The organism is Frankia canadensis (genome assembly GCF_900197875.1).
In the GTDB taxonomy this organism is placed as follows: Bacteria; Actinomycetota; Actinomycetes; order Frankiales; family Frankiaceae; genus Frankia; species Frankia canadensis.
The window spans coordinates 1-25,850 of record NZ_FZMO01000553.1 but is presented as its reverse complement, the minus strand read 5'-3'; the positions used below and the strand labels follow the sequence as shown (position 1 = coordinate 25,850).

Genomic DNA, 25,850 nt, shown 5'->3' with positions numbered 1-25,850 from the left:
GGGTGGGATCGCTGGACGGGCCGGTGCTCGGCGTGGGCACCGTGGGTGCGCTGGTCGGCGCGGCGGTCGGCGGCGTGGGGGGCGTGGCGGACGTGCTGCCGCCGCTGGTGACGACCATGGCGACGATCGTCACGGTCAGCACGCCGACGATGGCGATCGTGATGGGAATCCACTGGCTGGACAGCCAGGCCCGCCGGCCCGCCCGACGCGCCGCCGGTACCGCCCCCGGAGTCGGAGGCCGGCTGGGCCCGTCGGGGCTCGCCTCTGGTCCGAAAGGCGGTGTGGCTGGTCCGGAGGGGCTTCGCGCTGGCCCGGACGGGGGATACGGCCCGGGCGGTCCGAACCCGGCGGGCGCGCTGCCCGGCCCGGAGCGGGCGGCCTGGTGCGGCGGGACGAGGCGGGTGATCGGGAGCGGGACAGCCGCCTGGGCCGCGTGGCCTGTCAGCCGCCATTGCTCGTCGAGCAGTCGTGCCGTCGCGTCGGCCGGATCGGCGGCGTCGGGCAGCAGCCAGCGCAGCAGCGCCGCAGCGGTCGGTCGGCTGGCCGGATCAGGCCGCAGCGCCGCCTCGAGGATGGGGGCGAAACGTTCGGGGACACCGCGGATGTCCGGGCGCTCACCGATCACCCGGTAGATCAGTACCTCCGGGCGCCCCAGCCCGTACGGGGGGCGTCCCGTCGCGGCGAAGGCGACGGTCAGGGCCCACGAGAACACGTCGGCGGCCGGCCCGATCTGGTCCGCGGAGACCTGTTCGGGTGCCATGTAGCCCGGACTGCCCAGGATCGACCCCGGCCCGGTCAGGGGAGTCGCCTCGACCAGCCGGGACACCCCGAAGTCGATCACCTTTGGGCCGGTTGCCGACAGGATGACGTTGGACGGCTTGAGGTCGCGATGGACCACTCCCGCCTGGTGTATCGCGAGCAGCGCCTCGGCCAGGCAGGCGGCCAGCGTGTCCAGCACCGGTCCCGGCAGCGGGCCCTCGGCGTCGACGACCTCGGCCAGGCTCGATCCGGCGACGTACTCGGTGGCGAGCCACGGTCGGGGCGCGTCCGGATCAGCGGCGACGACACGGACCGCGCACGCCCCACCTACCGCGCGCGCCGCGTTCACCTCGCGCCGGAAGCGCAGTCGGAAATCGGGCTCGCCGGTCACGCGAGGCGAGATCAGCTTGATCGCGAGCGGCCGGCCGGCCGGACCGTTGGCGAGGTACACCACGCCCATGCCGCCCTCGCCCAACCGGGCCGCGATCGCATAGCCCCCGATCTCCGTCGGGTCGGTGCGGCGCAGTGGTGACACCGGCACGGTCGGCGAGCTCCTCTCCGCACGGGCGGCATCCGGCGGTGCGAACCGGTGTTTCACCGTAGACCGGACCGTCTGACATCGACTGTCCGGTTGCCGACCGCGAAGTCAGCCAGTCCCGGCAGCACAAGTCAGCCAGTCCCGGCAGCACAGTCAGGACTTCGGTACATGACCACCGCTCGCGTCGCGGCTGGGGTCGCGCGACGAACAGTTCCGGGCAGCGACCACGCCGGTGCAGCAAGTTGATCGGCGGTTGAATCGCACCCGCGTCGCGGCGCCTACCGTGTCCGGAGCACCTACATCGGCCAATCCGAAGCGCCGTCGATGCAACGGCTGGTGACTGTTCGGCATTTCCGCCCCCTGGGCCGCCAGGTGGAAGGTCGGGGGGCCGTACGCTGCATCGGACATCGGCCGCATCCGGCCGAAGCTGGAGGGGAAGCGAGTCATGGTCGCCGGATACGAGGCCTTCGAGTCAGAACTACCCGATCTCTCAGAGATCGATCTCGCCCACCTTCAAGATCACAAGAATCGGCGCATCCGGGACGCCGTGGTCGCGCTTCGGCGGGCTTCCGAGGCCCCGTTGGGCGCACAGTCCGGATTCAACTCCGTCATCGGGGCGCCGCCCGTGACGGATTGACCCGGAAAAGGGATGGTCCGGTCACGGCGGTGGAGGGTCGATTTCGAAGTCGATGCGATCTCCGGCGGAGATCTTCGCGAATATCGGATGTTCGGATCCGAGTCCCGCGTGGAGTTCCTCCAGCACCTCCGGGCTGACGGTGTTTCCGACTCCATCGATGCCCGCGTTCGCCAGGCTGGTCGCACGGTTGGCCGTGGAAATCATGGTCTGCGGATGCTCATAGCCGAGGTGCGTCTGCAGACTGCTCTCGACCAGCCGGTCAAGCTGGTTCCTTTCGTGCACCCTTCCGAGGTCGTCAAGGCAGTTGGCGAGATTGGCAGCACCGTAGTAAATGAACGGATGGCCAGGGGGAAGGGATGACTGCAGCTTGGCGAGTGTCTGTTCGGCGATCGTCGCCGCGGCCGCCGCGTTGCCGAGCCGGCGGCTGGTGACGGCCAGGGCGTTCGCCGCGCCCAGCGTATCGAGGCTGTCCGCTCCCAGATGGTTCTGGGCGCGATGGAGTGTGTCTTCGGCCAGCCGACGGGCGGCGACCTTCTCCCCGGCCAGGCAGAGATCATAGGTCAGGCTGACGGCGGTGGCAAGGGTCTCGCGATGGTCCAGACCGAATCGGTCACGAAACGCTCTGAAAGTGGATTCGGAGATTCGGCGAGATTCATCCTCTCGGCCACACCACCTCAGGGACACTGCGAAGTTACGAAGCGATCTCAGTGTATCCGCGTGGTCCTCGCCGAGATTTTCTCTGCACTCCTCCTGCGTTTTTTGCAGTATGGCGAGTGACTCCAGGTACCGTCCGCACTCCCGCAGATCCCGGGCGTAGCTGTCAGTATACTGAAGAATGTCAACCTTCTTGGCGGGGGGCTCCTGTGCGCGTACGCGCTCATGAATGTCTCGACTTAGCTCGAGGGCCCGGCGGAAGTCGCCGACGAAGCGCAGGGAGACGGCCAGGTTGTTCGCTGCGCTGATTCCGTCCTCGCGGTCAAGCCAGCTGTTGATCCGAAATCGTTCGTATGTCTGTTCGTCGAGTGCGCGTGCCTGCTGGTACTGCCGCATCCCCCGGAGGTCACCACCGAGCGCCCGCGCCGCGCGCAACGACAGGTCGTGGTCGCGGCCGAGGGCGCGGACGAGTCGCTCCCTCGCCGCCTCGTCCAGCTCTCGAGCCGTCGTCGGATCGCCCAGCGCGCGAAGGCTGTCAGCAAGATCGAGGGCGATCCGCAGGGTCCGCCGGTCGTCTTCGCCGAAATTGTCACGCCAGACAGGAAGAATCTCGCTGGCGAGTTCTCGACAGTCACCGAGGTGCCGCTGCGTGTACAGGCTACGGACAACGTTACGGACCAGCTCGGAGACAGCCCTGACGGTGGAGTGGACCGCGTCCGCCGCCCGGATGTGCGGGCGTAGCTGGGCATAGCGAGTCCATGCCTGCGGGCCGTCGGGGTCGCCCGGATCGGCGGCAGCCAGCAGCTCCTGGGCCCGCCGACGGGCCTGCGCCCTGCGTTGTGGCGTCAGATCGTCGCGGAGGACCGCCTGCACCAGACGGTGCATCTCCAGGCAGGAACTCCCGTCCTTGTCCACCACCCGAGCCAGCGCGTGCTCGGTCACGTTGCGCACCGCGGTTGCCAGCAGGAGAGGATCCCGCAGCGCCTGGTCGTCGGGATCTGACAGGTCGCGAAGGTCGTCTCCGGCCAGGATCTCCATACTGATCGGCTCCGGGCCGAGGAAGGCACACAGTTCGGCGAGCCGCGCCGCGACCGGCATCTGCTCGCGGAGCCGCTCGACCGACAGGAGCCAGGTGCGGGCGACCGGTCTGGGATAGGTGGGAATCTCCCCTTCCAGCAGCAGCGGGCGCGGGCTGCGTTCGAGGAGCTCCAGATAGCCCTCGGCGGACATCCCGGTCTCGGCATGCCAGGCGCCGGCGTGCTCCAGGGCCAGGGGCAGGTCGCCCAGGGCCTCGGCCAGGCGGGCCGCCATGTCCTCGGTGAGTGAGGGGGCCCGTCGCCGCAGCAGGGCCACACTCTCGTCCCGGCTGAACACCCCGACCTCCAGGCGGGCCTGTCGTCCCTGCCAGCGCTGGTTGCGGGAGGTGACGAGCACGTGACCCGGTCCGGATGGCATCAGCGGGGCGATGTCTTCCGGGCTCTCGGCGTTGTCGAAGACCAGGAGCCAGCGTCGGTAGGGATCCCCCCGCCGAAGCGCGTTGATCACTTCTGTGACGGGCTCGTGCCCGGGCCGCTCCGGCAGGTGCAACGCGTCGGTCAGCGCGGCCAGGCTGCTGCGGACCAGGGCCGGTTGGTCGCAACCGACCCAGCAGACCAGGTCGTAGGAGGATCCGAAGCGGTGGGCGTATTCCCCGGCGATCTGGGTCTTGCCGACTCCACCCAGACCCTGCAGGACGAGCGTGCGGGTAGGTGCCGCATCGGTGCCGACGAAGCGTTCGCGTAGTGCGGCCAGCTGGTCCTCCCGACCGACGAAGGCCGGATTCCGGGCCGGGACGCCGGTCCAGATCTGCGGCGGCGCGCCGGGAAAGCGCGCGGAGGTCGTTGATCTGGCCAGCGGCGGAGTGTCGGGGGACCGGCGGGTGGGGGGGCCGACTGCGGCGAACAGCGCCCGCCGTGCCGCGCCCTCGTCCAGCCCAACCAGCTCGGTGAGGTCGAGGCCGTCGAACTCGGCCGGTAGCTCCACATCCTTCACCCGCAGGGCGAGCGGCGGGTGAACGGCGCCGACCCCGCCACCGGCCACGTCCGCGCGCAGGTGGTCCGTGCTGTCGGGGGAGCTGACATACGCGGGGGAGAGCACGACGACCGTGCGGACGTCCGCGTCCCCGGTGGTTTTCGGCGCGGCGCCGTCCCGCCCGTCGAGCGACTCGACGGTCACGGCGAAGCCCACCGTCGCCAGCTCTCCGGCGATCCAGTCGGCCCAGTTGCGGTCGCGCGGGGCGTGGCTCACGTGTATCGCCAGGGGTATCTCGGCCTGCTGGCGCTCGAATCGCGCGAGGTGACGCCGCCGCTGCCGTTCGTCCTGCGCGGGCAGCTCGCTGACTTCGCCTTCGGTGAGATGCGCGGTCAGCCGCTCGTACGCCGCGAGCAGCGTGCCCTCCTGGTGGGGACGGTCGCCGAAGACCGCCAGGATCTCCTCGTAGGAGTAGTACGGCTTGTAGGGAATCTCGACGTCGCCCCAGTATCGTTCCCGCTCGCCGGGGTCCATGCCTCGCAGAAAGGAGTCGAAGGTGGCGCGGGCGACATCACGACCCCGTTCGAGTTTTGCGCGCTCGCTGTCCTCCACCCGCATCGGAACGGGCAGAATTCGAATTCCGCGGTCGCGTTCCGGGCCGGCGATCGAGCGTGCGACGGCGGCGGCTCCTTCGATGCTCTGCGCGCTGAGGGTGAAGCAGTTCACGACGATGTCGGGCAGGTGTAGCGTACAGATTCCCGCCGTGTCGCTCAGGCCCGTCCTACTGTCTATCAGGATCCAGTCGTAGGACTCGCGCATGCTTTCCGCGACGACGTCGAGGAAATCTGCTCCGCCGCGCTCCTCGTAGAAGGAGGTCCAGTCGAACGAGCTCAGCCGCCGGGAGTACGCGGCGTCGTGCCGCCCCGAGCACACGAAGTCAACTGTCCCGCCGTCGGGAAAATCCCAGTTCAGGGATTCGGCGTACGGGGTGATCGCGCTGGCCCGCTCCAGCCAGTCCTCCTCCCCGCGGATCGGGGGAGACAGTGCGGCAGCGGTGAAGTCCCAGATCAGATCCATTACCCCACGGGTCGAGCGCAGCTGCGGGTCGTGCAGGAACGGATGGAAGTACCGCTGGAGGCCGGGTGCTTCGAGATCCCAGTCCACGACGAGGACCCGCCGGCCGTTACTCGCCAGCAGCCAGGCGGTGTTGGCGAGCGCCATCGAACGCCCCGTACCACCCTTGTAGGAGTAGAAGGTGACGATGCGCCCCTCCGATGCGACTGACACGGTCTTCTCCTACGGGCCGTCGAGAAACGGCCGACGACGTGGGGGAGAGCTCGGCCGGCGGACCGCGGATGGCGCCCGGAAGACGCGGGCCTGGGTGTCCACGAGTAGTTGCAGAAGCGAGGTGTCGAACTCCTCCTGGCTGTGGATCTCCATACGGAGAAAGTTGTCTCCCCGAACGACGTTCTTCCACAGCGCGCGCTCGAGCGATTCCTTCAGGGCGGTCGCGTGCGTGGCTGTCTCGGCGTCCTCCGGGTTCCAGGGCACCAGGACGCCGGTGAAGGGCTCGTTGCGGTCGTCGTACTCCCGCAGCGCGCTGTAGTAGTAGTCGAGCTGGGACGCCCAGGCGTCGACGATGAAGATGACCACCTCGTTGCGCTTACGAGAGGTCTCGAGGAGCTCGCTGATCCCGTTCTGGAGTCTGACGATCTGAGAGGACATGTCGTGGCGAGCGGCAACCGCCTGAGCGGAGACGCACACCCGCTGGGGAAAGCGAGGGTGGTACGGCATCCACTCGTCGTACTGGTTGCCGTAGGACTCCAGCTTGCTGCGCAGACGTGACAGTTCCGCGGTCGAGGCGACCGCCAGCACGAACGTCACCCGTTTGGGACCTCCACCCTCCTCGCCTGCCCCGGCCGGCTCGCCCATGATCCCGGGAGGAAGGCCCCGGGCGACGGTGGTGGCGATCTCAGCCGGGGCCCCGGCACGGTCATCGCGTGGCGTGCCCGGCGGGGAAACACCCATGGCCCCAGAGCCGGGCGCATCGTCCCGCTCGCCCGGGTAGTCATCCTCACCCGCCGCCGCATCCGGGCCGAGGGCGGAGCCCACGACCGCGATGCTCGGCCGATCGGCAACGGGGCCGGACGGTTGGAAGGCGCTATGGATCTTGTCGAAATCTGGCGCCCTGGTCAGTGGAGGTAACGCTGAGTTCTCCGCGAGATACACGATCCGTTCCGCCAGCGTCACCAGGAACTCCTGGTACTCGTCGTGGTTCCGTGTCAGCTGGAGCAGGTAGCGCAGCCCGTGGCGAGCGTAAAGCTTCCCGAAACCGACGTGATCATACTGCAGTTCCGCGAGGACCGCCGGCGGATCTGGCAGCGGGGTCCAGATCACGGGGAGAAGTGTCGGCGAGCGCACTCCGCCGCTCTCCTGCCCGTGCTGGCGGCGGTCCTCGAATGCACGCCACTCCCGGCCGCAGTACTCGCTGGCGAAAAAGCTCCGGGAACAGATCGCGACGAAGGTCCGGCACCGGCGAAGCGCCTCGGCGAGCTCCGCGGACCACGCCTCGCCGGGTTGGATGCTGGTGGTGTCAAGGAAACCGACCTCCTCGGCGGAGGGATGGCCACAGCGGGCGCGCACCTCTCGCCGCAGATCGCCCACGAAGCGGTGCAGGTAGCTGTCACCCTGGCCGTCGAGGCGCGCATAGCTGAGAAAGAAGTACAGGGGCAGCCCGGCCATCTGGCGTCAACCGCGTCGCCGCTGGCGCGGAGAGAGCCACACAGGCGGGCGCGACCGCGGGCGTCGATCAGACCTGCCCGCCAGGATACCGGGCTTTTGATCCGCTGGCCTCGGGCAGCCCGGTCGGTGGTTCGGCGGCTCGCGGAGGGCTTCCGCGGGCGCCCGCCGTGGTCTGTCGTTTCCCATCCAGTGCCCCCGCACCCCGCGCAGCCCGCTTCCCGGCCGCGACAGGTGTCGATGAGTCGCGGAATCCGAGTCTACGACGTGGTCTCGGATCGGGTGTGAGCATCGGTTCCCAGGTTGGGCCGGTGGGTTGGCCGCATTGCGCGCGCCGGCCGCCGGGGACGGCTAGATTTGGAAGATCAGGGTGGGCCGGGGAGGTAATGCAGTGTCCAGCGGATCGGCAGGCATCGAGTCTCACCAGCCCGATATGACCGGACTCGATCTAGAAATGATCTTGAAAGTCCCCGGTGTGGAGCTCGGTCGCGCGCTGCGCCGACTCCGCCGGGAGGCTACTGCCTCACTGTCCCGATACTCGGGTTTCGCGAGCGTCGCGCCATCGGCAGACCAGGTGGTCTCGGTCGGCCCTGGCAATGACGCTTGAGTTTTCCGGGGCGGGTCCGCCCGCCACCTCCGAATGGCCGTATAATGTCCCGTTCGAGGAGCTCGTCGGCCAATCGTACTGGCTAGGCGAGCCCTTCCAGCAGGTCGTTCTCAAGGTGCACAGCAGGTGCAATCTTTCTTGCACCTACTGCTACGTCTATCACCAGGCGGACCAGGGTTGGCGAGATCAGCCCGTGGTGATGAGCCGGCGGACTGTAGAGGCGACGGCCGCGCGGGTCGCGGCTCACGCACGCAGGCACAGCCTTGCGGACGTGCAGATAGTCCTGCACGGCGGCGAGCCGGTGCTGGCCGGAACCGATCTGCTCGAGCACGTGGTCGACACGTTTCGGGACGTAATGCCGGCAGCGAGCCGGCTCACGTTCAGCCTGCAGACCAATGCGACGCTGCTCGACGGCGCCATGCTTGAGCTGTGTCGTGCCCGGGAGATCCAGATCGGGGTGAGCCTCGACGGCGGAGCGGCTCGGCACAACCGGCGGCGGCCGCGGCGGAACGGTCGCGACAGCTTCGACGCGGTGCGGGCCGGGCTTGCGCGGCTGACAGCCGAGCCATTCCGTGTCGTTTTCGGGGGCCTGCTCTGCGTCGTCGATCCGGCGAACGACCCGGTGGAGGTCTACGAGGGTCTGCTCGCGTGGCATCCACCCGCGGTCGACTTCCTGCTACCGCACGGGAACTGGTCGGCCCGCCCACCCGGGCGGGTGGCGGACGATCGGCGTACGCCGTATGCGGACTGGCTCGTAACTCTGTTCGACCGGTGGTACTCCGCGCCGGAGCACGAAACGGACGTACGTCTGTTCGAGGAGATCATCGTAATGCTCCTCGGTGGCCACAGCAGGATCGAGACCGTGGGCCTCACCCCGTCCGCCGTGATCGTGGTCGAGACGGACGGCTCGCTGGAGCAGGTCGACGCGCTCAAGTCCGCCTACCACGGCGCGGCGGGGACTGGTCTGCACGTTGACCGGGACGATCTTGATGCCGCGCTGCGTCATCCGGGCATCGTGGCGCGGCAGATCGGCGCGGCGGCGCTCGGCGCCGAGTGCTCGCGTTGCCCCGTCCATCGAGTCTGCGGCGGCGGGTACTACCCACATCGCTACCGGCCCGGATCGGGCTTCCGGAACCGCTCGGTGTACTGTCCGGACCTGTTCGCACTCATCACGCACATAGGCCGTCGGATCCGGGCCGATCTCGACGATGCCCGGCGCCGGACCGAGTGAGCGTGCGGTTCCACCAGCTCGCCGAGTCCGATTTCGACGAGCTGGCGGCCGGGCGTGCGGGGGACGATCTCATCCATCGCCTGCGGGCGACCCAGCTGAGCCGGCGGATGCTGGCGCTACGCGCCGTCATGGACGACGCCGCGCGGCTCGTCCCCGACGCGGCCGCCGACAGTGGGCTGGCCCACAGCTACGGAGCCCTCGCCGCGGCCCAGCAGGCGCGCCCGGACACGGTCGCCGAACTGCTGACGTCGCCGGGATTCGGGCTGTGGACGATGTACTGCCTACGGCGAATGCGTGGCACGGTGTCGTCCGCCGTTCCGATCGCGGGTGATCTCGCTGGCCTCGGCGCCCTGGCCGTCGTGGCCGCGCTGCGGACCGGCATCGACATCGAGGTGACCCTCTTCGCCTGGCAGGGTGAGCTGGTGCTGCCCACGGTTGGTCGCCATCGCGGAGTGCTGGCCGGCTGGCTGCGGGGGCGGGTGGCCGGCGGCGAGCTCACCATCCATGCGCGCGTTCCGCGGCCCGGGGGCGTCACGCGGATGAGGATCTCGTGGCGTTCGGAGTCCGGCGACGACCCAGGACCCTGCGGTTCGGCCCGTTCCTGGCGGCGGGTTCCGGCCCTGCGCAGCGAGATGGCCGGGCGAGGGATAGACCTGCGGCTCGACTTCGTCGACCCGGTTCGTCACCACCTCGGACTGCCCGTGAGTGGTGACCTCGAGCCGGAAATGATCGAGCAGTGGCAGAGACGCCTGGACGACGGATGGCGAATCCTGTGGCAGCGGGATCAGGTGGCGGCCCGGGCCCTTGCCGCGGCGGTCACCACGATCTTCCCGTTGCGCGCGACGGACGGCGCGACCGAACTGAGCGCCTCGGCCGGGGATGCCTTCGGAGCGGTCGCGATGACCTTGCCGCGGGACGGCCTGTCCTGCGCCGCGGCCCTGCTGCACGAGTTCCAGCACAACAAGCTGTCCGCCCTGCTCGACCTGTTCACACTGTGTGAACCGGCGGATGGCCGGCTGTTCTACGCGCCCTGGCGGGCCGATCCGCGCCCGCTCGCCGGCCTTCTGCAGGGTGCCTACGCCTATCTCGGCCTCACGAAGTTCTGGGACGACGAACGCCGGGCGCATCCGGACCATCGATATGCGCACTTCGAGTTCGCCCGGTGGCGGGAGGACGTGTGGCGAGTTCTGATCATCATGCGGTTGTCCGGGGCGATGACCCCGCTCGGGCTGCGCTTCCTGGACGGCATGCAGGCGGCGGTCTGGGCGCACCGGCTGGCGACGGTGCCGGACGAGCCGCGGTGGCTGGCCGCGTGGATCAGCGCCGAGAGCAGGCTCAGCTGGCGGCTGCGCAATCTCGAGCCGTCAGCCGACCAGGTCGTGCCGCTCGCGCGAGCGTGGCTCGCGGGGCGGCCGGCTCCCGCTGACCTGCGGGTGTCCGCCCGGGTGCAGGCGGGGCCGCGAGCGCTGCCGCGGAGCATCCAGCTGGAGCTCGCACATCTCCGGCTTCGCGAGCCGAAAGCCTTCCAGGCCGCGTGGGAGGGCGTACCCGGTGCCCTTGGCGACGACGTCCCGGCGGCGGAGCAGGCGCACGCGCTCGGAGACCTCGCGGCGGCCGAGGACGGCTATCGGGCCCGAATCGCAGAGGATCCGCGCCGCCTCGATGCCTGGTCCGGGCTCGCCCTGTGCGCCTGGGAGTCGAAGGCAGCCAGCGCTCGGACGCTGGCCACCTGCCCGGAACTCGTCCGCGCGTTGCATCATGCGGTCGAGGAGCTGAGCGGGCGGCGGCCCGATCCCGTGCTCCTCTCGTCCTGGTTGCCCGCTTCGTCGGCGCACTCGGCCAACGCGGGCCCCGGGCTATAGCGGCGGCGGCTCGAAGTCGAAGTCGAGGCGCTCGCCGCGCAGGCCCGCCTGCACGTCTGGATGCTCCTCGCTAAGGACGCGCCGGTAGCGGCGCATCGTGTCCTCGGCGAGCGCCTTGCTCTCGTCCGCCCGTCCCGTGGCATCCATGTCCAGCGCCACATTGGTCGCGCAGACCAGGGTGTGCGGGTGGTCGGGACCGAGCAGCTCCCGGAAGTTGACCAGCGTCCGCTCGCCCATCGCCAGCGCCTCGTCGGGGTGCCCGAGCGCGGCGCGCACCGTGGCCAGATTCGTCACACAGGTCAGGGTGTAGTGATGGTCTTCACCCAGCCGTGCCCGCAGGCCGGTGAGCGCGTCGGTGAGCAGCTCCTCGGCGTCCGGAACCCGGTCGAGCTGGCGGTACACCAGAGCGAGGTTCAACGCGCAGCCGTGGGTGTACGGGTGTTCGGGGCCGAGGACGTCGCGGAACCGGCGGATGGTCTTCTCGATCCGTTCGGTCGCCTCGTACGGGTCGGCAGCCACCCGTTGCGCGTTTCCCAGGCTGATCGCGGCGGCGAGACTGTCGGGATGTTCCGAGCCGAAGTTCGGCGCGTCGGTGTACCGCTCGTACACTTCGCGCGCGAGCTCCAGCGCACCGACGAAGTCGCCGGCCTTGCGCCGCGCCACGGAGAGGTCCTTCGCCGCCAGCAGAACATAACTGTGATCAGCGGGGATCACGCGGCGCTGAACCAGATCCCGGCAGAGGAGATTGACCTGCTCCGCCAACTGCCTGGCCTCCAGGTAGAGGCCGGCCTGGCGCCGATCGCGGGCGACCGCGGTCATGGACTGGGCCACCCACATGTCCTCCCCGCCCGCCGCCGCACGACGATCCGCCAGGGTGCGCTCGTCGGCCTCGAGGGCACGGCCGTAGGAGCCGATCAGTCCGTAGTCGACGGAGAGGTTGTTGGCGGCCCGCAGGGTGGCGGGATCCTCCTCACCGAACAGCGCCCGGTGCCGGGCCAGGGAGTCCTCGTCGAGCCGCCATGCCTCCTGGAACTCTCCGCGGGCACGCAGATCCGCGCCGTGGCCGTTCAGGATCAGCAGGGTCTCCTCGTGGTCCGCGCCAAGCACCCGGGTGATGGCCTCGAGGGTGGGCCGGCGCAGCTCGTAGGCCTCCCGATAGCGACCGAGGGTCCACAGGATGTTCGCCTTGATGCCCTGGAGGACGAGCACGTCCGGGTCGTCCGGCCCGGAATCGGCGATCCAGGACTCGAGCGCCCGGTCCGCCTCGACCAGGCCGATGGTGAGGTCGCCGGTATGGAAGAGATAGCGCACGATGGCCTCGACCAGCCGGCGCGCGGGGGGCTCCTTCGCCCGGTAGACCTCCGAGGGCACGATGTGCGGCAGCAACTGGTTGAGCTGCGGCCAGTTCTGCTGGCGGTCCGGGTCGCCGGGGTCGGAGGCGACCAGCAGCTGGTGCACCTCGTCACGGATGCGCTCCCGATCCTCGGCGGGCAGCTCCTCGCGGATGGCGATCTGGACGAGCCGGTGCACCTGCAGCGTCCGCGCGCTGGTGTCGATGCGGGCCAGGGCGTAGCGGCCGATGTCGCGGATCGCGCGACTGACCGCGAGGCGGTCCCGCATCGCCGTGCCGAAGTCGGAGTTGAGGATGTACTTGCCGCGGTCGAGCAGCTCCAGGGAGATCGGCTCCGGGCCGAAGAAGGCGCAGCGACGCAGCAGCCGCAGCGCGAACGGCGACTGCTCCTCCAGCCGGCTCATCGACAGGCTCCACACCGCCGCCACCGACATCGGATAGTCGGTGGGCTGGCTCTCCGCGAGCAGCCGGCCGGACGCCTCGCGGAAGAGCTGCAGATACTCCTGGGCGGCCATGCCCGTCTCGAACTGCAGCGCGCCAGCCTGCTCGAGGGCGAGCGGGAGGTCACCGAGCGCCCCGGCCAGCTCGATCGCGTCGCTCGCGGTGATCCCCGGGACCCGCCGGCTCAGGAACTGCACGCTCTCGGCACGGTCGAAGACGTTGACCTCGATCGCGTCGACCTGGCCCAGCCAGCTCCGGTCGCGTGAGGTCACGAGGACATGGCCCGGGCCATGCGGGATGAGGGAGCGGATCAGCTCGGGGCTCTCGGCGTTGTCGAAGACGAGCAGCCAGCGCCGGTAGGGGTCGCCGCGGCGCAGGGCGTCCAGGACCAGGGCGACGGCGTCCTCGGTGCGCAGGGGGCCGCCCTCCGTCAGGCCGAGGCGCGGGGCGAGTGCGGCGAGGGCGGAACGGATGACCGCCGGCTGTTCGGCGCCGACCCACCACACGAGGTCGTAGTCGGTCTGATAGCGGTGGGCGTACTCGACGGCGAGCTGGGTCTTACCGACCCCGCCCATCCCCTGCAGGGCGTGCGGCAACACCGCCGTGACATCGAGGCTGTCCGACGTGATCCGGCCTCGCAGCTCGGCGAGCAGACCTTCCCGGCCGGTGAAGTTCTTGTTCCGTTGCGGCACGCTTCCCCACACGATCGGCACACGCCGACCGGTGTCCTGCACCGGAACCGAACTTACCACCGCGTCCACCCTGTTGTCCCCCGCGTCAGTCGGCTGGCCCCGCGTCAGTCATCAACGCGAGGCATGGACTCCTGGAGCTTCCCACGCCTCGTGAGCTGGCTTCGTGCTGCGGTGCCCGAGCGCCCGACCCTGCGGAAACTACAACTGTACTGAGAGGTTGAATGCTACCTCCACGGGGCGGGGGATAGAGGGCGTTCACCCTGTTGTGAGTCCAGTTCGGTTGTCGGGAATCCGTCCATCTTGGGAGCGCGTGCACCAAATCCTGATCCTGATGTTGGTCTGCGCTGGGATTTTGCGAAAACGCGCAGGTCAGCCAGTGGACCCGGAGCTGGCCGACGCCGGCGCACCGGGCGGCGCGGACGCCCTGCCACGTATGGGCGCGTGTCCCGCCGCCCTGACCCCCGGGCAACGGCTCCACGACCGGGGCCCATGGTTCGCTGGCTCGGCCGGCATGGATCGCCGGACCGTTGGCAGACGGTGGTCAACCACTATTCGGACAGCCTGGCAGGCTTTTGCCGATGTGGCCGAGCCAACTGGTCCGGGAGTCGGCCGACCCGGTCTCCGATAGGATTTGCCGACGTCGGGGACGGTCGACGAGGGGCACCACCACATTGGATGTCGAATCAGTCGTAGCGGATGGCGGCAGCGCGATTGCACCTGGAGCGCCCATGGCTGCGCCGTTCCCGGGCTGCGGGCTGGTCGGCACAGCTCCTGCCTGTCGGCCTCCGTCGGGACCAGCCGGCTCGGCGCCGGATGGCGTTGCCTGCTGGACAGGCAGGGTGCGGCTGGCTGGTCGCAGATGTACGAGGGTCGCGCGATGACGCCTCGCCCGGACCCCGGCCCGTTTCCCGGGACACGGCCCTTTTCGGAGGCCGACGCGGGCCGGTTCTTCGGGCGGGCCGCGGCCGCGCATTTGTTGCTGGCGAACTGGCTGGATAACCGGCTGGTTGTCGTGTGCGGACCATCTGGCGCGGGAAAGACTTCACTATTGCGTGCCGGTCTCCTTCCGAACTGTTCCTCTCTGGACGCCGACGTACTGGCGGTAGGTCGGGTACGGCGACCCGCCGCCGAGTCCGACGGCGACGGCGTGCTGGCCGCGAGCGCGCTGGCGACCCCGGAGGCGGGCGAACCCTGGACCCGGCGCCGCCAGGACATCAACCCGTTCGCCGCCGAGCTGCTGCGCACCTGGTCCGGCCCGGGTGGAGACGCGCCTCTGCCGCGGGAGCTGCGCGACGCGCTGTACGGACATCCGCCGGCCGGGCCAGCCCCGGGCCGGCCGGGTCATCCGGGTCATCCGGGCCAAAGCGACCACGCGCGTCCCGCCGTGGGCTCGAACCATCGGCTGGTCCTGGCCGCGGTGGACCAGTTCGAGGAGCTGTTCGCGCCGGCCCCGCCGCCCATGGACGCCCTGCGCGAGCAGTTCCTGGCCCTTCTCGGCGCGGCCGTGGCCGCGCTGCCGAATCTTCGGCTGCTCCTGGTCGTCCGGCAGAGCGGGCTGGCCTCGCTCGAGCCGCACCTGCCGGTCCTCGCGGCCGGCCGCGAGGCCGCCCAGGTCGTCATCGCACCCCTGGATCGTGACGCGGCCGCTCTGGCGCTCGCCGAACCGGCCCGGCTGGCGGGCAGCCCGCTGTCCCCGGAGTCCGTCGACGCCTGTCTGGACGATCTGACCACCAGCCGGGTGATGGACGCCGCGGGTACTCCCGCCACCCTGGCAAGCGACCGCGTCCAACCGCTGCACCTGCAGCTCGTCGCGAGCGCGCTGTGGCGGGAACGCACCGGCCGCTCCGCGGTCGCGCTCGGGCGAGCACCGGCGTGGACCGCGACCAACGCTCCGCTGTCCGCGTACCTGACCCAGGTCGTCGCGCGGGAGGCCCGGCGGCACGACCTCGACGCCGGCGAGGTACGCCACTGGCTGGCCCACACCTTCATCACCGAGCGAGGCCGTCGTGCGGGCGTCGACGAGGGTCTCGCCATGACCGCCGGCATGCCCACGGAGCTCCTCGATGCGCTCGTCGAACGGTATGTGCTCGTCGGCGAGTGGCGTGCGGGCGCCCGCCGGTTCGAGCTGTTCGACGACCGCCTGATCCCGGTGCTGCAGGCGGCAGTGCCGGACTGGCCGGTCACCGCTTCGGCGGTGACGGCGATCAGCGCGGCCGACTATCTCCAGGCGGCACTGATCAGCCGGGCCGACGGTGATGCCGCCGCCGCCCGCGGTCACGCCGGCGAGGTGCTGCGGCCGGACTCCGTCCATCCGCGTACCCGCGCCCAGGCCCTGCAGCTGCTCGCCGACATCGACGGCGAGCAGGGGTACTTCGACCGGGCGGTGCGGGGATATCGGCAGGCGGCGGAGCTCTACGGGTCGCTGCCGGATGTCGAGGCATCGGGGCACGCGCTGGCGCAGGCCGCCCGACTGCTGCTGCGCACCGGCCGGATCGGGGCGGCGATCGGGGAGCTGCAGTCGGCTGCGGCCCGGATCCCGGACGATGCCGACATTCATATCGATCTTGGTCGGGCCCTGTGGTACTCGGGCCAGCGCTGGGCTGCCGCCGCGCTCTTCTCGACCGCGCTCACGCTTGCCCCCCGGTCGGCGACAGCGCTGGCCGAACGCGGGCGGCTGCGCGTCGAGCTCGGTGACGACGCGGCGGCGCTCGAGGACCTTGACCGCCTGGGCCGGCTGGCCACGGGAGTCGCCGCTGGCAGTGTGGCGGCCCTCGGTGCGGTGGCTGGGGCCGCGGAGACCCGCGCGGCCCGGGCACTGGCGCTCGCCCGGCTCGGTCAGCCGGCGACGGCCTCCGCGGAGACGACGGCGATCCTGGACGACGCGGCGGACAACGGGCCGGTGCTGTGGCATGCGGCCGGGGTGTTCCGTGTGATCGGCGACGACACGCGTGCTGACGAGCTGCTTCGGCGGGCCGTGGAGGCGCGTCGGCCCGCGCTGCTGCCGCACCAGCGCCGAGAGGTGGACCGGTTGTTGGGCAATCCTGGCGCGAGGATCTGACATCCGACGATCCGTTGGTCCCATGACGGTGTGATCAGGTGCTTGCCCAGAGCGGGCCGCTTTGCGACCGCGGGAGTCGGAAGGGATGCACACGGATGGCGCTGCACGGGCAGGCGAGTGGGGAGCGGGCGGGGCGGACGGTCGAGGTGCGGCCGCGGCTGGTGCGGCCGGGGGCCGTCGACACGAGCGTGCCGCGGTTCCGGCTACCGGCGGAGTCGATGCCGCCGGAGACCGCCTACCAGATCGTGCACGACGAGCTCATGCTCGACGGGAACGCCCGGCTGAACCTGGCCACGTTCGTCACGACCTGGATGGACCCGGCTGCCGACCGGCTGATGGCGGAGTGCTCGTCGAAGAACATGATCGACAAGGACGAGTACCCGCAGACCGCCGAGCTGGAGGGGCGCTGCGTCAACATCCTCGCGGATCTGTGGCATGCCCCGGACGCCGAGCACGCGGTCGGATGCTCGACGACCGGATCGTCCGAGGCGTGCATGCTCGCGGGACTGGCGATGCTGCGCCGCTGGCGGGCGCGGCGGCGGGAGGCGGGTGCCCCGACCGACCGGCCGAACATCGTGATGGGGATCAACGTCCAGGTGTGCTGGGAGAAGTTCGCCCGTTACTGGGACGTGGAGCCGCGTCTGGTACCCATGGCGCCCGGTCGGACCCATCTGACGGCCGACGAGGCGGTCGCCCGCTGTGACGAGAACACGATCGGTGTCGTGGCGATCCTCGGGTCGACCTTCGACGGCAGCTACGAGCCGGTCGCCGAGATCGCCGCCGCCCTCGACGAGCTCGCCGCGAGCGAGGGCGGACCGGACGTCCCGGTGCACGTCGACGGGGCGTCGGGCGGGTTCATCGCCCCGTTCTGCGACCCCGACCTGGTCTGGGACTTCCAGCTCGACCGGGTGGTGTCGATCAACACGTCGGGGCACAAGTACGGGCTGGTGTACCCGGGCGTCGGCTGGGTGCTGTGGCGGGACAAGGCGCATCTGCCTGACGAGCTCGTCTTCAAGGTCGACTACCTCGGTGGCACGATGCCGACCTTCGCGCTGAACTTCTCCCGGCCGGGCGCGCAGGTCGTCGCGCAGTACTACACGCTGCTCCAGCTCGGATTCGCCGGCTACCAGCGGGTGGCCCGGGGATGCCGAGACAACGCCCGCTGGATCGCCGCGCGGGTGGCGGAGATGGGGCCGTTCGAGCTGGTCTCCGACGGCAGCGGCATCCCGGCGTTCGCGTTCCGGCTGCGCGCGGACGTCACCGACTACACCGTGTTCGACGTCTCGGAGCTGATGCGGATCCGGGGCTGGCTGGTGCCGGCCTACCACTTCCCGCCGGCCCTGGAGGACCTCGCCGTGCTGCGGATCGTCGTCCGGCACGAGTTCAGCCGCGATCTCGCCGAGCTCCTCGTCGCCGACCTGCGCCGGGTCGTCGATCGGCTGTCCTCCACCGGCCGCAGGATCCCGCCACTACCCCCGGAGAAGGCCGCCTCGTTCCACCACTGACCGGACGTCCTTCGCCGACGGGGACATCGAGCGGTCGGCGTGCCTCAGGCCGGCCGCGTGTCGGGTCATGTCCGTGTGCCAGCGTCCAGATCAGGACGGGCGTAGGACGGGGAGCAGGACGTCGAGGACGGCGGGGTCCTCGATGGTCGGCGGGACGGCGGGGGAGCGGCCGTCGGCGATCTCGCGCATGGTGCGGCGCAGGATCTTGCCGGAGCGGGTCTTGGGCAGCGCGGGCACCACATCGACCCGCCCGAACGCCGCGACCGGGCCGATCCGCGCGCGGACCTGGGCGACCAGCTCCGCCGCCAGCGTCTCGGGGGCGATCTGCGCACCGACCTTCACCACCACGAACCCGCGCGGCACCTGGCCCTTCAGCGGATCGGCGACGCCGACGACGGCGCATTCGGCGACCGCGGGATGCGCGGCGAGCACCGCCTCCATCGATCCGGTCGACAGCCGGTGGCCGGCCACGTTGATCACGTCGTCGGTGCGGCCGAGGACGAACACGTAGCCGTCTTCGTCCAGGTAGCCGCCGTCGCCGGTCAGGTAGTAGCCGTCGAACGCGGACAGGTAGGACGCGACGTACCGCTCGTCGTCCTCCCACAGGGTCGGCAGGGCGCCGGGCGGCAGCGGCAGGCGCAGGCAGATCGCACCCTCCGTGCCGGCGGGAACGGGCTCGCCGGCCGGGTCGAGCACCCGCACGTCGTAGCCGGGTATCGGCACCGTCGGCGAGCCGGCGCGCGGCGGCAGCAGGCCCAGGCCCAGCGGGTTCGCGACGATCGGCCAGCCCGTCTCGGTCTGCCAGTAGTTGTCGATGACCGGAATGCCGAGCGTGGCGACGGCCCACTCGTAGGTGGGCGGGTCGAGGCGCTCGCCGGCGAGGAACAGCGCGCGCAGCGACGCGCGGTCGTACCGGCGGACCAGGTCGCCGGCGGGGTCCTCGCGGCGGATCGCGCGGATCGCGGTCGGCGCGGTGAACAGGACGTTGACCCCGTGGTCGGAGACGACCCGCCAGAACGCCCCGGCATCCGGCGTCCCCACCGGCTTGCCCTCGTACAGCACGGTCGTCGCGCCGGCCAGCAGCGGCGCATAGACGGTGTACGAGTGGCCGACGGCCCAGCCGACGTCGGAGGCCGCCCACATCACGTCGCCGGGCCCGATGTCGTAGATGTTGCGCATCGACCAGGCCATCGCCACGGCGTGCCCGCCGTTGTCACGGACGATGCCCTTGGGGCGCCCGGTCGTGCCGGACGTGTACAGGATGTACAGCGGATCGGTGGCGGCGACGGGGACCGGCGGATGCGGCGCGGCGGCGGCGAGCGCCTCGTCCCAGTCGTGGTCGCGCCCGGCGACCATGGTGGCGCGTTGCTGGTCGCGCTGGACGATCAGCGTCGCCTCGGGCGCGTGGGTGGCCTGTGCGATCGCCTCGTCGAGCATCGGCTTGTACGGCACGATGCGGGTCGGCTCGATCCCGCAGGACGCGCTGACGACGACCTTCGCCCGGGCGTCGTCCATCCGGGCGGCGAGCTCCGCGGCGGCGAACCCGCCGAAGACCACCGAGTGCACCGCGCCGAGGCGGGCGCAGGCGAGCATGCTCACCACCGCCGCGGGGATCATCGGCAGGTAGATGATCACGCGGTCGCCGTGGCCGACGCCGAGGGCGGCCAGCGCGCCCGCGGCCCGGGCCACCTCGTCGGTGAGCTCGGCGAAGGTGAACCGGCGGACCGTCCCGGTGACCGGCGAGTCGTAGATCAGCGCGACGTCGCCGCCGCGACCGGCGTCGACGTGCCGGTCGAGGGCGTTCGCCGACGTGTTGAGCTCGGCGTCGGGGAACCAGCGGGTGAACTGGGGGCGCGCGTCGTCCAGGACCTGCCGCGGCGGCCTGGTCCAGGTGATGGCCTGGGCGGCGTCCGCCCAGAATCCCGCGGGATCCGTCGCGGCCCGGTCGCGCTCCCGCTGGTATGCGTTCATGGTCGCCATCCTCCCCTGGTCCGGCGATCGAGGGGAGACGATCCGGCGAGCGATCCGCCTGCGGGCGGGCTCCATGTGGTCCGGATGTAGGCCAGGCGGACGGTCGACGGGCTTGTGGGCGGGCGGTCGGCGGCGAGCGATGAAATCCTGTCGGAGGTGGGGTCCAAGGTGATGACACGGTTCGCGGCGCCCGACGGCGTCCGCTGACCGCGCCCGTCTGACGCACCCGAAGGAGTTCACGATGCCCACGCGCGAGAACACCCCCGCCGGAGCCCCCTGCTGGGCCGACCTGATGACGTCGGACGCCGAGGGGGCCAAGGCGTTCTACCGGGAGCTGTTCGGCTGGGGGGCGGAGAAGCCCGCGGCCGAGTTCGGCGGCTACACCAACCTCACGAAGGACGGCGTCCGCATCGGCGGGCTGATGCCCAAGCAGCCCGGCATGGAGGCGCCCGACGGCTGGTCGATCTACCTGGCCACCCCGGACGCGGAGAAGACCGTCGCGGCGGCGACCGAGCACGGCGGCGGGGTCATCGTGCCGCCGATGGCCGTCGGTGACCTCGGCGTCATGGCGGTGATCACCGACTCGACCGGCGCGGCCATCGGGATCTGGCAGCCGGGCGTGCACACCGGGTTCGGCGTCGTCGCCGAGCCGGGCGCACCCGGCTGGTTCGAGCTCTACACCCGCGACTTCCCCGCGGCTCTGGACTTCTACCGCGAGGTGTTCGGCTGGGACGTCCACATCGTCGGGGACACCCCGGAGTTCCGGTACGCGACCAACGGCGAGGGCGAGTCCGCCTGCGCGGGGATCATGGACGGCTCCGCTTTCCTGCCGGACGGCGTGCCCCCGCACTGGGCGGTCTACTTCGGCACCGCGGACACGGACGCGTCGCTCGAGCGGGTCGCCACCCTCGGTGGCCGGGTGATCGAGCCCGGGATCGACACCCCGTACGGCCGGCTCGGCGTCGCCGCGGACCCGACCGGCGCGACGTTCAAACTGGTCGGGCCGAACGTCTCGGCGACCCCGCCCGCCGCGGGCTGACCCCGCGGCCCGGTCTGGCTACCGGGCGCACCCCGGCCACAGGGTCTACCCGCTCGACGGATGACAGCCCAGGTTGTCTTGATCAAGGAAAGCTGATCTACCTTGTCAGGGAGTGGTCGGCTCGGCGCGCAGCAGGGTGGCCAGCGCCGAGCCGGCGCGGCGGATGTCGCCGTCGTCGAGGTCCAGGTGGGTGACGAGACGCAGGGTGGTCGGGCTGATCGCGCCGATCAGCACGCCGGCCTGCGCGGCCTGCCGGGCGAAACGGCCCGCGTCGGTGACCTCGACGAGCACCATGTTCGTCTCGACCAGCTTCGGGTCGACCCGGTTCGGCGCGGCGTCGGCGAGCAGGGCGGCGAGGTCCGCTGCCCGCAGATGGTCCTCGGCGAGGCGGTCGAGGTGGTGGCGCAGCGCGTGGAGGCCGGCCGCGGCCAGCACGCCGGCCTGGCGCATCGCCCCGCCGAGCCGGCGGCGCCACTCCCGCACGGCCGCCTCCCGGCCGGCGTCGCAGACGACCAGTGATCCCACCGGCGCGCCCAGTCCCTTGGACAGGCAGACCGACAGCGTGGTGAACGGCGCCGCGAGCCGGCGCGGTTCGACCCCGCGGGCGACCGCGGCGTTCCACAGCCGGGCGCCGTCGCAGTGCAGCACGATACCGGCGTCTTGCGCGATGCCGGCCAGCAGATCGAGCCGGGCCTGTGGCACGGCGCGCCCGCCGCCGCGGGCGTGGGTGTTCTCCACGGCCAGCACGCTGGTGCGGACCATGTTGTAGTTGCCGCCGATGTCGTGCGCGCGGATCGCGGCGCGCACGGCGGCCGGGTCCGCGGTGTCGGCGAGTCCGGGCAGGGTGCGGGTCTGCACGCCGCCGAGTGCGGCGAGCCCGCCCATCTCGTAGGTGACGATGTGCGCCTCGGTGTCGGCGATGATCTCGGTGCCGACCGGTGCGCTGGCCCGCAGGGCGACGAAGTTTCCCATCGTCCCGCTCGGGACGAACACGGCCGTCTCGTGGCCGAGCAGGTCGGCCGCGTACTCCTCCAGAGCGCGGACCGACGGGTCCTCGCCGTAGTGGTCGTCGCCGACCTCCGCCCGCGCCATCGCCTCCCGCATACCTGGCGTCGGGCGGGTCACGGTGTCGCTGCGCAGGTCGATCGGCCCGTCGGGACGGTCACGCGGCGGTGCGTCGATGGTCATGATTTGTGATGCTAGCCCGGCTCACCTGCGGATTTGGCTGTGACAAGAGTCCCCGGCGCGGCCGCGGTGCCGTAACGAGACGTCCGGCGACACGTGACCTGTCCGAAACGAGCTGCTCCTAGCGTTCGGATCCAAGTTCGGATCCAAAGCCAGGAGGTGGTCGGGGTGGGTGTTCCCGGATTCGCGCTGCCGGATCTTGTCGAGGCGGCCCGGGACGGCCGGTCGACCATGCTCGGCGAGCTCGACCGGACCTGCCGGGAACAGGGCGTCTTCCGGCTCACCGACCTCGCGCTGCCCGCCGGCCTGCCGCCCGAGTTGCTCGAGCGCACCCGGGCACTGTTCGCCCTGCCCCTGGCGGTGAAGCGGGAGCTGCGTGATCCCGACGACCAGTACGTCGGCTGGCGCGGCGCCGACAACCGCAACGAGTACGGCCAATCCGACGACAAGGAGATGTTCCACATCGGCCCGCGGGTGAGCGCCACCCTCGCCGCCGGCGCCGGGCTCGTCGATGGTGACGGCGGGCGGCGAGAGTCGGAGCTGGTCGAGGCGGCGCTCGCGGACTGCTCGCTGTGGCCGGCCGACCTGCCCGGCTTCGTCCTCGTCTGGCACCGGTTCTACGCGGCGATGCAGCACGCCGCTGCCCAGCTCGGGCTCGCGCTGGCCGCCGCGATGGGCGTCGAGTCCGCCCGCTGGGCCGCGATGGCCCACGACAACTGGGCCGACCTCGCCGCCAACCACTACCCGGCGCAGCCCGCCGGCGCCGAGGTGCGGATGCGCAACGCGGTGCACTCGGACCTCACCCTGTTCACGATCCTGCTGCAGGACCCGCCCGGCCCCGGTGGCCTGGTGATGCGGGACCGCTCCGGTGCCTGGCACGACGTCGTGCCCGCACCCGGCGAGTTCGTCGTCAACATCGGCGAACTGCTCACCTTCCTCACCGGCGACGACTGGTGGGCGGTACCGCACGAGGTGCGTCCGACCGAGGCGACCCTCGCCCGCGACCGGCTGTCCATCCCCTTCTTCTTCCGCCCGCACGACGCGCTGGTCCTCGAGCCCTTCCGCGTCAGCCCGGGCACGACCGCACCCGGGCCGATCGATGTCGGAGCCTGGGTGCACGCCCGCAAACGCATGCAGCGCGTCCCGTCCTGAGAGGACAAACCCCATGAGTGTGCTCGACTCCACCGCCAGTCGGCGGACGCTGCTGCGCGGCATGTTCGGCGGCGGCGCGCTGCTCGCCGCCGCGCCGGTGATCGCGGCCTGCGGTTCCGACGACGACAGCGACACGACCAGCGCGTCGGCGACGTCCAGCGGCCTGACGACCGTCACCTGCCAGCTCGGCTGGAAGAAGCTCGCCCAGTTCGGTGGGCATTTCGCGGCTCTGAAGAACGGCTACTTCACCGCCGAGGGCATCGACGCGAAGTTCCTGTCCGGCGGCCCGAACATCGATCCCGTCTCGGTGGTGTCCAGCGGTCAGGCCGACATCGGTGACGCCAACGGCTCCGACATCATGCTGGCGGTCAGCAAGGGCATTCCGGTGCAGGCGTTCGCCACCATCTACCAGATGACGCCGAACGCGCTGATGTCGCTCGGCAGCAACCCGGTGCCGACGCTGTCCGCGCTGGCCGGGAAGAAGGTCGGTCTGCCGACCACGGAACGCCCCCTGCTGACGGCGATGCTGACCCGGGCCGGCGTGGACCCGACCTCGGTGAAGATGCTGCCGGTCGGCACCGACCCGAGCATCCTGACCTCCAAGCAGGTCGACGCCTACATCGGGTACGGCACCCAGCAGGGCCTGTCGCTGCAGCAGGCCGGCAACGACGTGAAGATCATCTACTTCTCCGACCTGGGTAACCCGGACTACGGCAACGCGCTGTTCGCCAAGGCGGCCACACTGTCCGGCAAGAAGGACCTCATGACGCGCTGGCTGCGCGCCGACCGCAAGGGCTGGGAGTACTTCGTCGCCCATCCCGAGGAGATCGCTCAGTACACCTACGACCAGTACCACAACGAATCGGGCGCGGTGCTCGCCGACGAGAAGGTGTCCGCGAAGGCCGCGGTGCCGCTCATCAACGGCGGCGCGGCGAAGGACCACGGTCTGATGTGGATTCAGCAGTCGTCCTTCGCAGCCGTCTACGAGCTGTACAGGACGGCGGGGCTGATCACCAAGCCGGTGGACTACTCCAAGGTCATGACCGACACCATCCTCACCGGCGCCGGCGCGTAGGGAGCGCGTCCGGATGATCTCGACGAGCGCCGGGACCGGTGTCGACCGCGGCCAGTGGACGGTGGTCGGCCGCCTGGACGACCCGTTCCTCGCGACCGGCGGTGCCGTGGGCCGTTGGCGACTCACCGTCGACGGCGGCGTGATCACGTCGTTGCGGCCGCTGACCGGGCCCGGCCCGGCCTCGCCCTGCGCCGACGCGCACGGCGACGGCGGCGAACCGGCGCTCGTCCTGGTCCCACTGCTGTGTAACGGTCATGACCACGGTCGCGGGGCGGGCACGGTCGACGCCGGCATCCCGGACGCCCCGCTGGAGGAGTGGCTGCCGCTGCTGTCCCGGCCGGTCCGGCGGTGCGGCCAGGACGAGCTCGTCGGCCTCGCGGCCGCCGCGATGCTGCGCGCCGGGATCGGCGCCGCCGTCCTGTGCGTGAACCCGCAGACATCGGACGTCGAGGGCGAGGTGCTCGCCGCGGCCCACGCCGCGGCGGCGGCGGGCATCCGGGCCGCGGTCGTCTACCCGGTGCACGACACGATGGAGGACCCGGCCGGGCGGTCCCGGACGGCGCCGGGTGCCGGGCGGGCGGCGACCGAGACGGTGATCGCCGCCGCGGAGCGGGTGGCCGCGCGGGTCGAGGGGGTCGGCTGCGAGGTGCAGCTCGGGCCGGTCGGCCCGCAGTGGGTCGCCGAGGACACCCTCGCCCGGCTCGCCGCGCACAGCGCCGAGACCGGCCGGCGGCTGCACCTGCACCTGCTGGAAAGCCCGGGCCAGCGCCACTGGGCCGACCGTGTCTACCCGGACGGGCTGCTGCCCGCGCTGGACCGGCTCGGCGTGCTCAGCCCCCTGACCACCGTCGCCCACGGCACCCACCTTCGCGACGACGAGCTGGCGCTGCTCGACGCCCGCGGGGTGACGCTCGTCCTCAACGCGTCGTCCAACCTGCGCCTGGCCTCCGGCGTCGCCCCGGTGGCCAGAGCGGTCGCCCGGATGGGCCGGGTCGGCCTTGGCCTGGACGGGCTGGCCCTGTCCGACGATCACGACGGTTGGGCCGAGCTGCGGCTCGCCCGCGGCCTGTGGCAGGGCCAGACGCGCCGCCGGGTTCCCGGCGCCGACGCCCTCGCCCTCGCCGCGGCCGGCGCCCGCGCGGCGCTCGGATCGGCGGCGCCCGCCTCGCCGGCGCAGGGCGGTCCCGCCGACTTCGCCCTGGTCGACGTCGGCCCGTGGCGGCATCTGCTCGGCCATCCGGCCTGGCCGCTCGCCGACATCCTCACCGCGGCCGCCGGCCCCGCCCAGGTGCGGGAGGTCTGGGTGGCCGGCCGCCGCCCCCGCCCGCACCGGGCTGCGCGAGG

Annotated in this window: 14 protein-coding genes; 8 read left to right on the top strand and 6 right to left on the bottom strand. The window is 71.2% G+C overall.

Translation table 11 applies throughout. From position 1 onward, the window contains the following. The 3 genes from C1A33_RS31875 to C1A33_RS31860 all read right to left on the bottom strand — a co-directional run. On the bottom strand, positions 1-1,300 hold a 1,300-nt coding region (locus C1A33_RS31875), incomplete at its 3' end, for a serine/threonine-protein kinase (RefSeq protein WP_101836137.1). Positions 1,301-1,955: 655 nt separating this feature from the next. Beyond that, positions 1,956-5,885, bottom strand: coding sequence for an FxSxx-COOH system tetratricopeptide repeat protein (gene fxsT / locus C1A33_RS31865; protein ID WP_243408135.1), 3,930 nt, complete (start codon positions 5,883-5,885; stop codon positions 1,956-1,958). A 9-nt stretch (positions 5,886-5,894) separates the two neighbouring features. After that, positions 5,895-7,340: a TIR-like protein FxsC gene (locus tag C1A33_RS31860; RefSeq protein ID WP_101836133.1), complete on the bottom strand. Its 1,446-nt coding sequence runs from the start codon at positions 7,338-7,340 to the stop codon at positions 5,895-5,897. Positions 7,341-7,933: 593 nt separating this feature from the next. Between C1A33_RS31860 and C1A33_RS31855 the strand changes: the two genes are divergently transcribed. Together C1A33_RS31855 and C1A33_RS31850 are read left to right on the top strand one after the other, a co-directional pair. Then, positions 7,934-9,175, top strand: coding sequence for an FxsB family cyclophane-forming radical SAM/SPASM peptide maturase (locus C1A33_RS31855; protein WP_101836131.1), 1,242 nt, complete (start codon positions 7,934-7,936; stop codon positions 9,173-9,175). Further along, positions 9,172-11,037, top strand: coding sequence for an HEXXH motif domain-containing protein (locus tag C1A33_RS31850; RefSeq protein ID WP_101836129.1), 1,866 nt, complete (start codon positions 9,172-9,174; stop codon positions 11,035-11,037). The genes C1A33_RS31855 and C1A33_RS31850 overlap by 4 nt, the downstream gene beginning before the upstream one ends. Here C1A33_RS31850 and fxsT (C1A33_RS31845) read toward each other — a convergent pair. After that, positions 11,032-13,581 (bottom strand): FxSxx-COOH system tetratricopeptide repeat protein, encoded by a 2,550-nt coding sequence (fxsT, locus tag C1A33_RS31845; protein WP_101836140.1) that lies wholly within the window; start codon positions 13,579-13,581, stop codon positions 11,032-11,034. The two genes, C1A33_RS31850 and fxsT (C1A33_RS31845), sit on opposite strands and share 6 nt — an antisense overlap. A gap of 799 nt (positions 13,582-14,380) precedes the next feature. Between fxsT (C1A33_RS31845) and C1A33_RS31840 the strand changes: the two genes are divergently transcribed. Continuing rightward, positions 14,381-16,579, top strand: a complete 2,199-nt coding sequence (locus C1A33_RS31840; RefSeq protein ID WP_341477284.1) for an nSTAND1 domain-containing NTPase — start codon at positions 14,381-14,383, stop codon at positions 16,577-16,579. A 95-nt stretch (positions 16,580-16,674) separates the two neighbouring features. Then, a complete protein-coding gene (gene gad, locus C1A33_RS31835; protein WP_101836127.1) occupies positions 16,675-18,084 on the top strand; it encodes a glutamate decarboxylase in 1,410 nt (469 codons plus the stop codon). 90 nt (positions 18,085-18,174) lie between these two features. On the opposite strand, the gene C1A33_RS31830 is transcribed toward gad, so the two are convergent. Further along, positions 18,175-20,055, bottom strand: a complete 1,881-nt coding sequence (locus tag C1A33_RS31830; protein WP_101836114.1) for an acetate--CoA ligase — start codon at positions 20,053-20,055, stop codon at positions 18,175-18,177. A gap of 241 nt (positions 20,056-20,296) precedes the next feature. Here C1A33_RS31830 and C1A33_RS31825 point away from each other — a divergent pair, with 241 nt between their 5' ends. Beyond that, positions 20,297-21,094: a VOC family protein gene (locus C1A33_RS31825; RefSeq protein ID WP_101836112.1), complete on the top strand. Its 798-nt coding sequence runs from the start codon at positions 20,297-20,299 to the stop codon at positions 21,092-21,094. Positions 21,095-21,199: 105 nt separating this feature from the next. Here C1A33_RS31825 and C1A33_RS31820 read toward each other — a convergent pair whose 3' ends face one another. Further along, positions 21,200-22,282 (bottom strand): GntG family PLP-dependent aldolase, encoded by a 1,083-nt coding sequence (locus C1A33_RS31820; protein ID WP_101836111.1) that lies wholly within the window; start codon positions 22,280-22,282, stop codon positions 21,200-21,202. 165 nt (positions 22,283-22,447) lie between these two features. Between C1A33_RS31820 and C1A33_RS31815 the strand changes: the two genes are divergently transcribed. The 3 genes from C1A33_RS31815 to C1A33_RS31805 form a co-directional block, all read left to right on the top strand. Next, the gene (locus C1A33_RS31815; protein WP_133150901.1) at positions 22,448-23,431 is read left to right on the top strand and encodes a 2OG-Fe(II) oxygenase family protein; all 984 of its coding nucleotides are present in this window, start codon (positions 22,448-22,450) and stop codon (positions 23,429-23,431) included. Positions 23,432-23,444: 13 nt separating this feature from the next. Then, positions 23,445-24,506, top strand: coding sequence for an ABC transporter substrate-binding protein (locus C1A33_RS31810; RefSeq protein WP_165818676.1), 1,062 nt, complete (start codon positions 23,445-23,447; stop codon positions 24,504-24,506). A 13-nt stretch (positions 24,507-24,519) separates the two neighbouring features. Continuing rightward, positions 24,520-25,850 (top strand): amidohydrolase family protein (locus C1A33_RS31805; RefSeq protein ID WP_101836105.1); only part of this gene is annotated, 1,331 nt, incomplete at its 3' end.

Coding starts and splice junctions, on each gene's coding strand:
- C1A33_RS31840 (WP_341477284.1), top strand. CDS start 14,381: ATGTACGAGGGTCGCGCGATGACGCCTCGCCCGGACCCCGGCCCGTTT.
- gad (WP_101836127.1), top strand. CDS start 16,675: ATGGCGCTGCACGGGCAGGCGAGTGGGGAGCGGGCGGGGCGGACGGTC.
- C1A33_RS31830 (WP_101836114.1), bottom strand. CDS start 20,055: ATGAACGCATACCAGCGGGAGCGCGACCGGGCCGCGACGGATCCCGCG.
- C1A33_RS31810 (WP_165818676.1), top strand. CDS start 23,445: ATGAGTGTGCTCGACTCCACCGCCAGTCGGCGGACGCTGCTGCGCGGC.
- C1A33_RS31820 (WP_101836111.1), bottom strand. CDS start 22,282: ATGACCATCGACGCACCGCCGCGTGACCGTCCCGACGGGCCGATCGAC.
- C1A33_RS31825 (WP_101836112.1), top strand. CDS start 20,297: ATGCCCACGCGCGAGAACACCCCCGCCGGAGCCCCCTGCTGGGCCGAC.
- C1A33_RS31855 (WP_101836131.1), top strand. CDS start 7,934: ATGACGCTTGAGTTTTCCGGGGCGGGTCCGCCCGCCACCTCCGAATGG.
- C1A33_RS31860 (WP_101836133.1), bottom strand. CDS start 7,340: ATGGCCGGGCTGCCCCTGTACTTCTTTCTCAGCTATGCGCGCCTCGAC.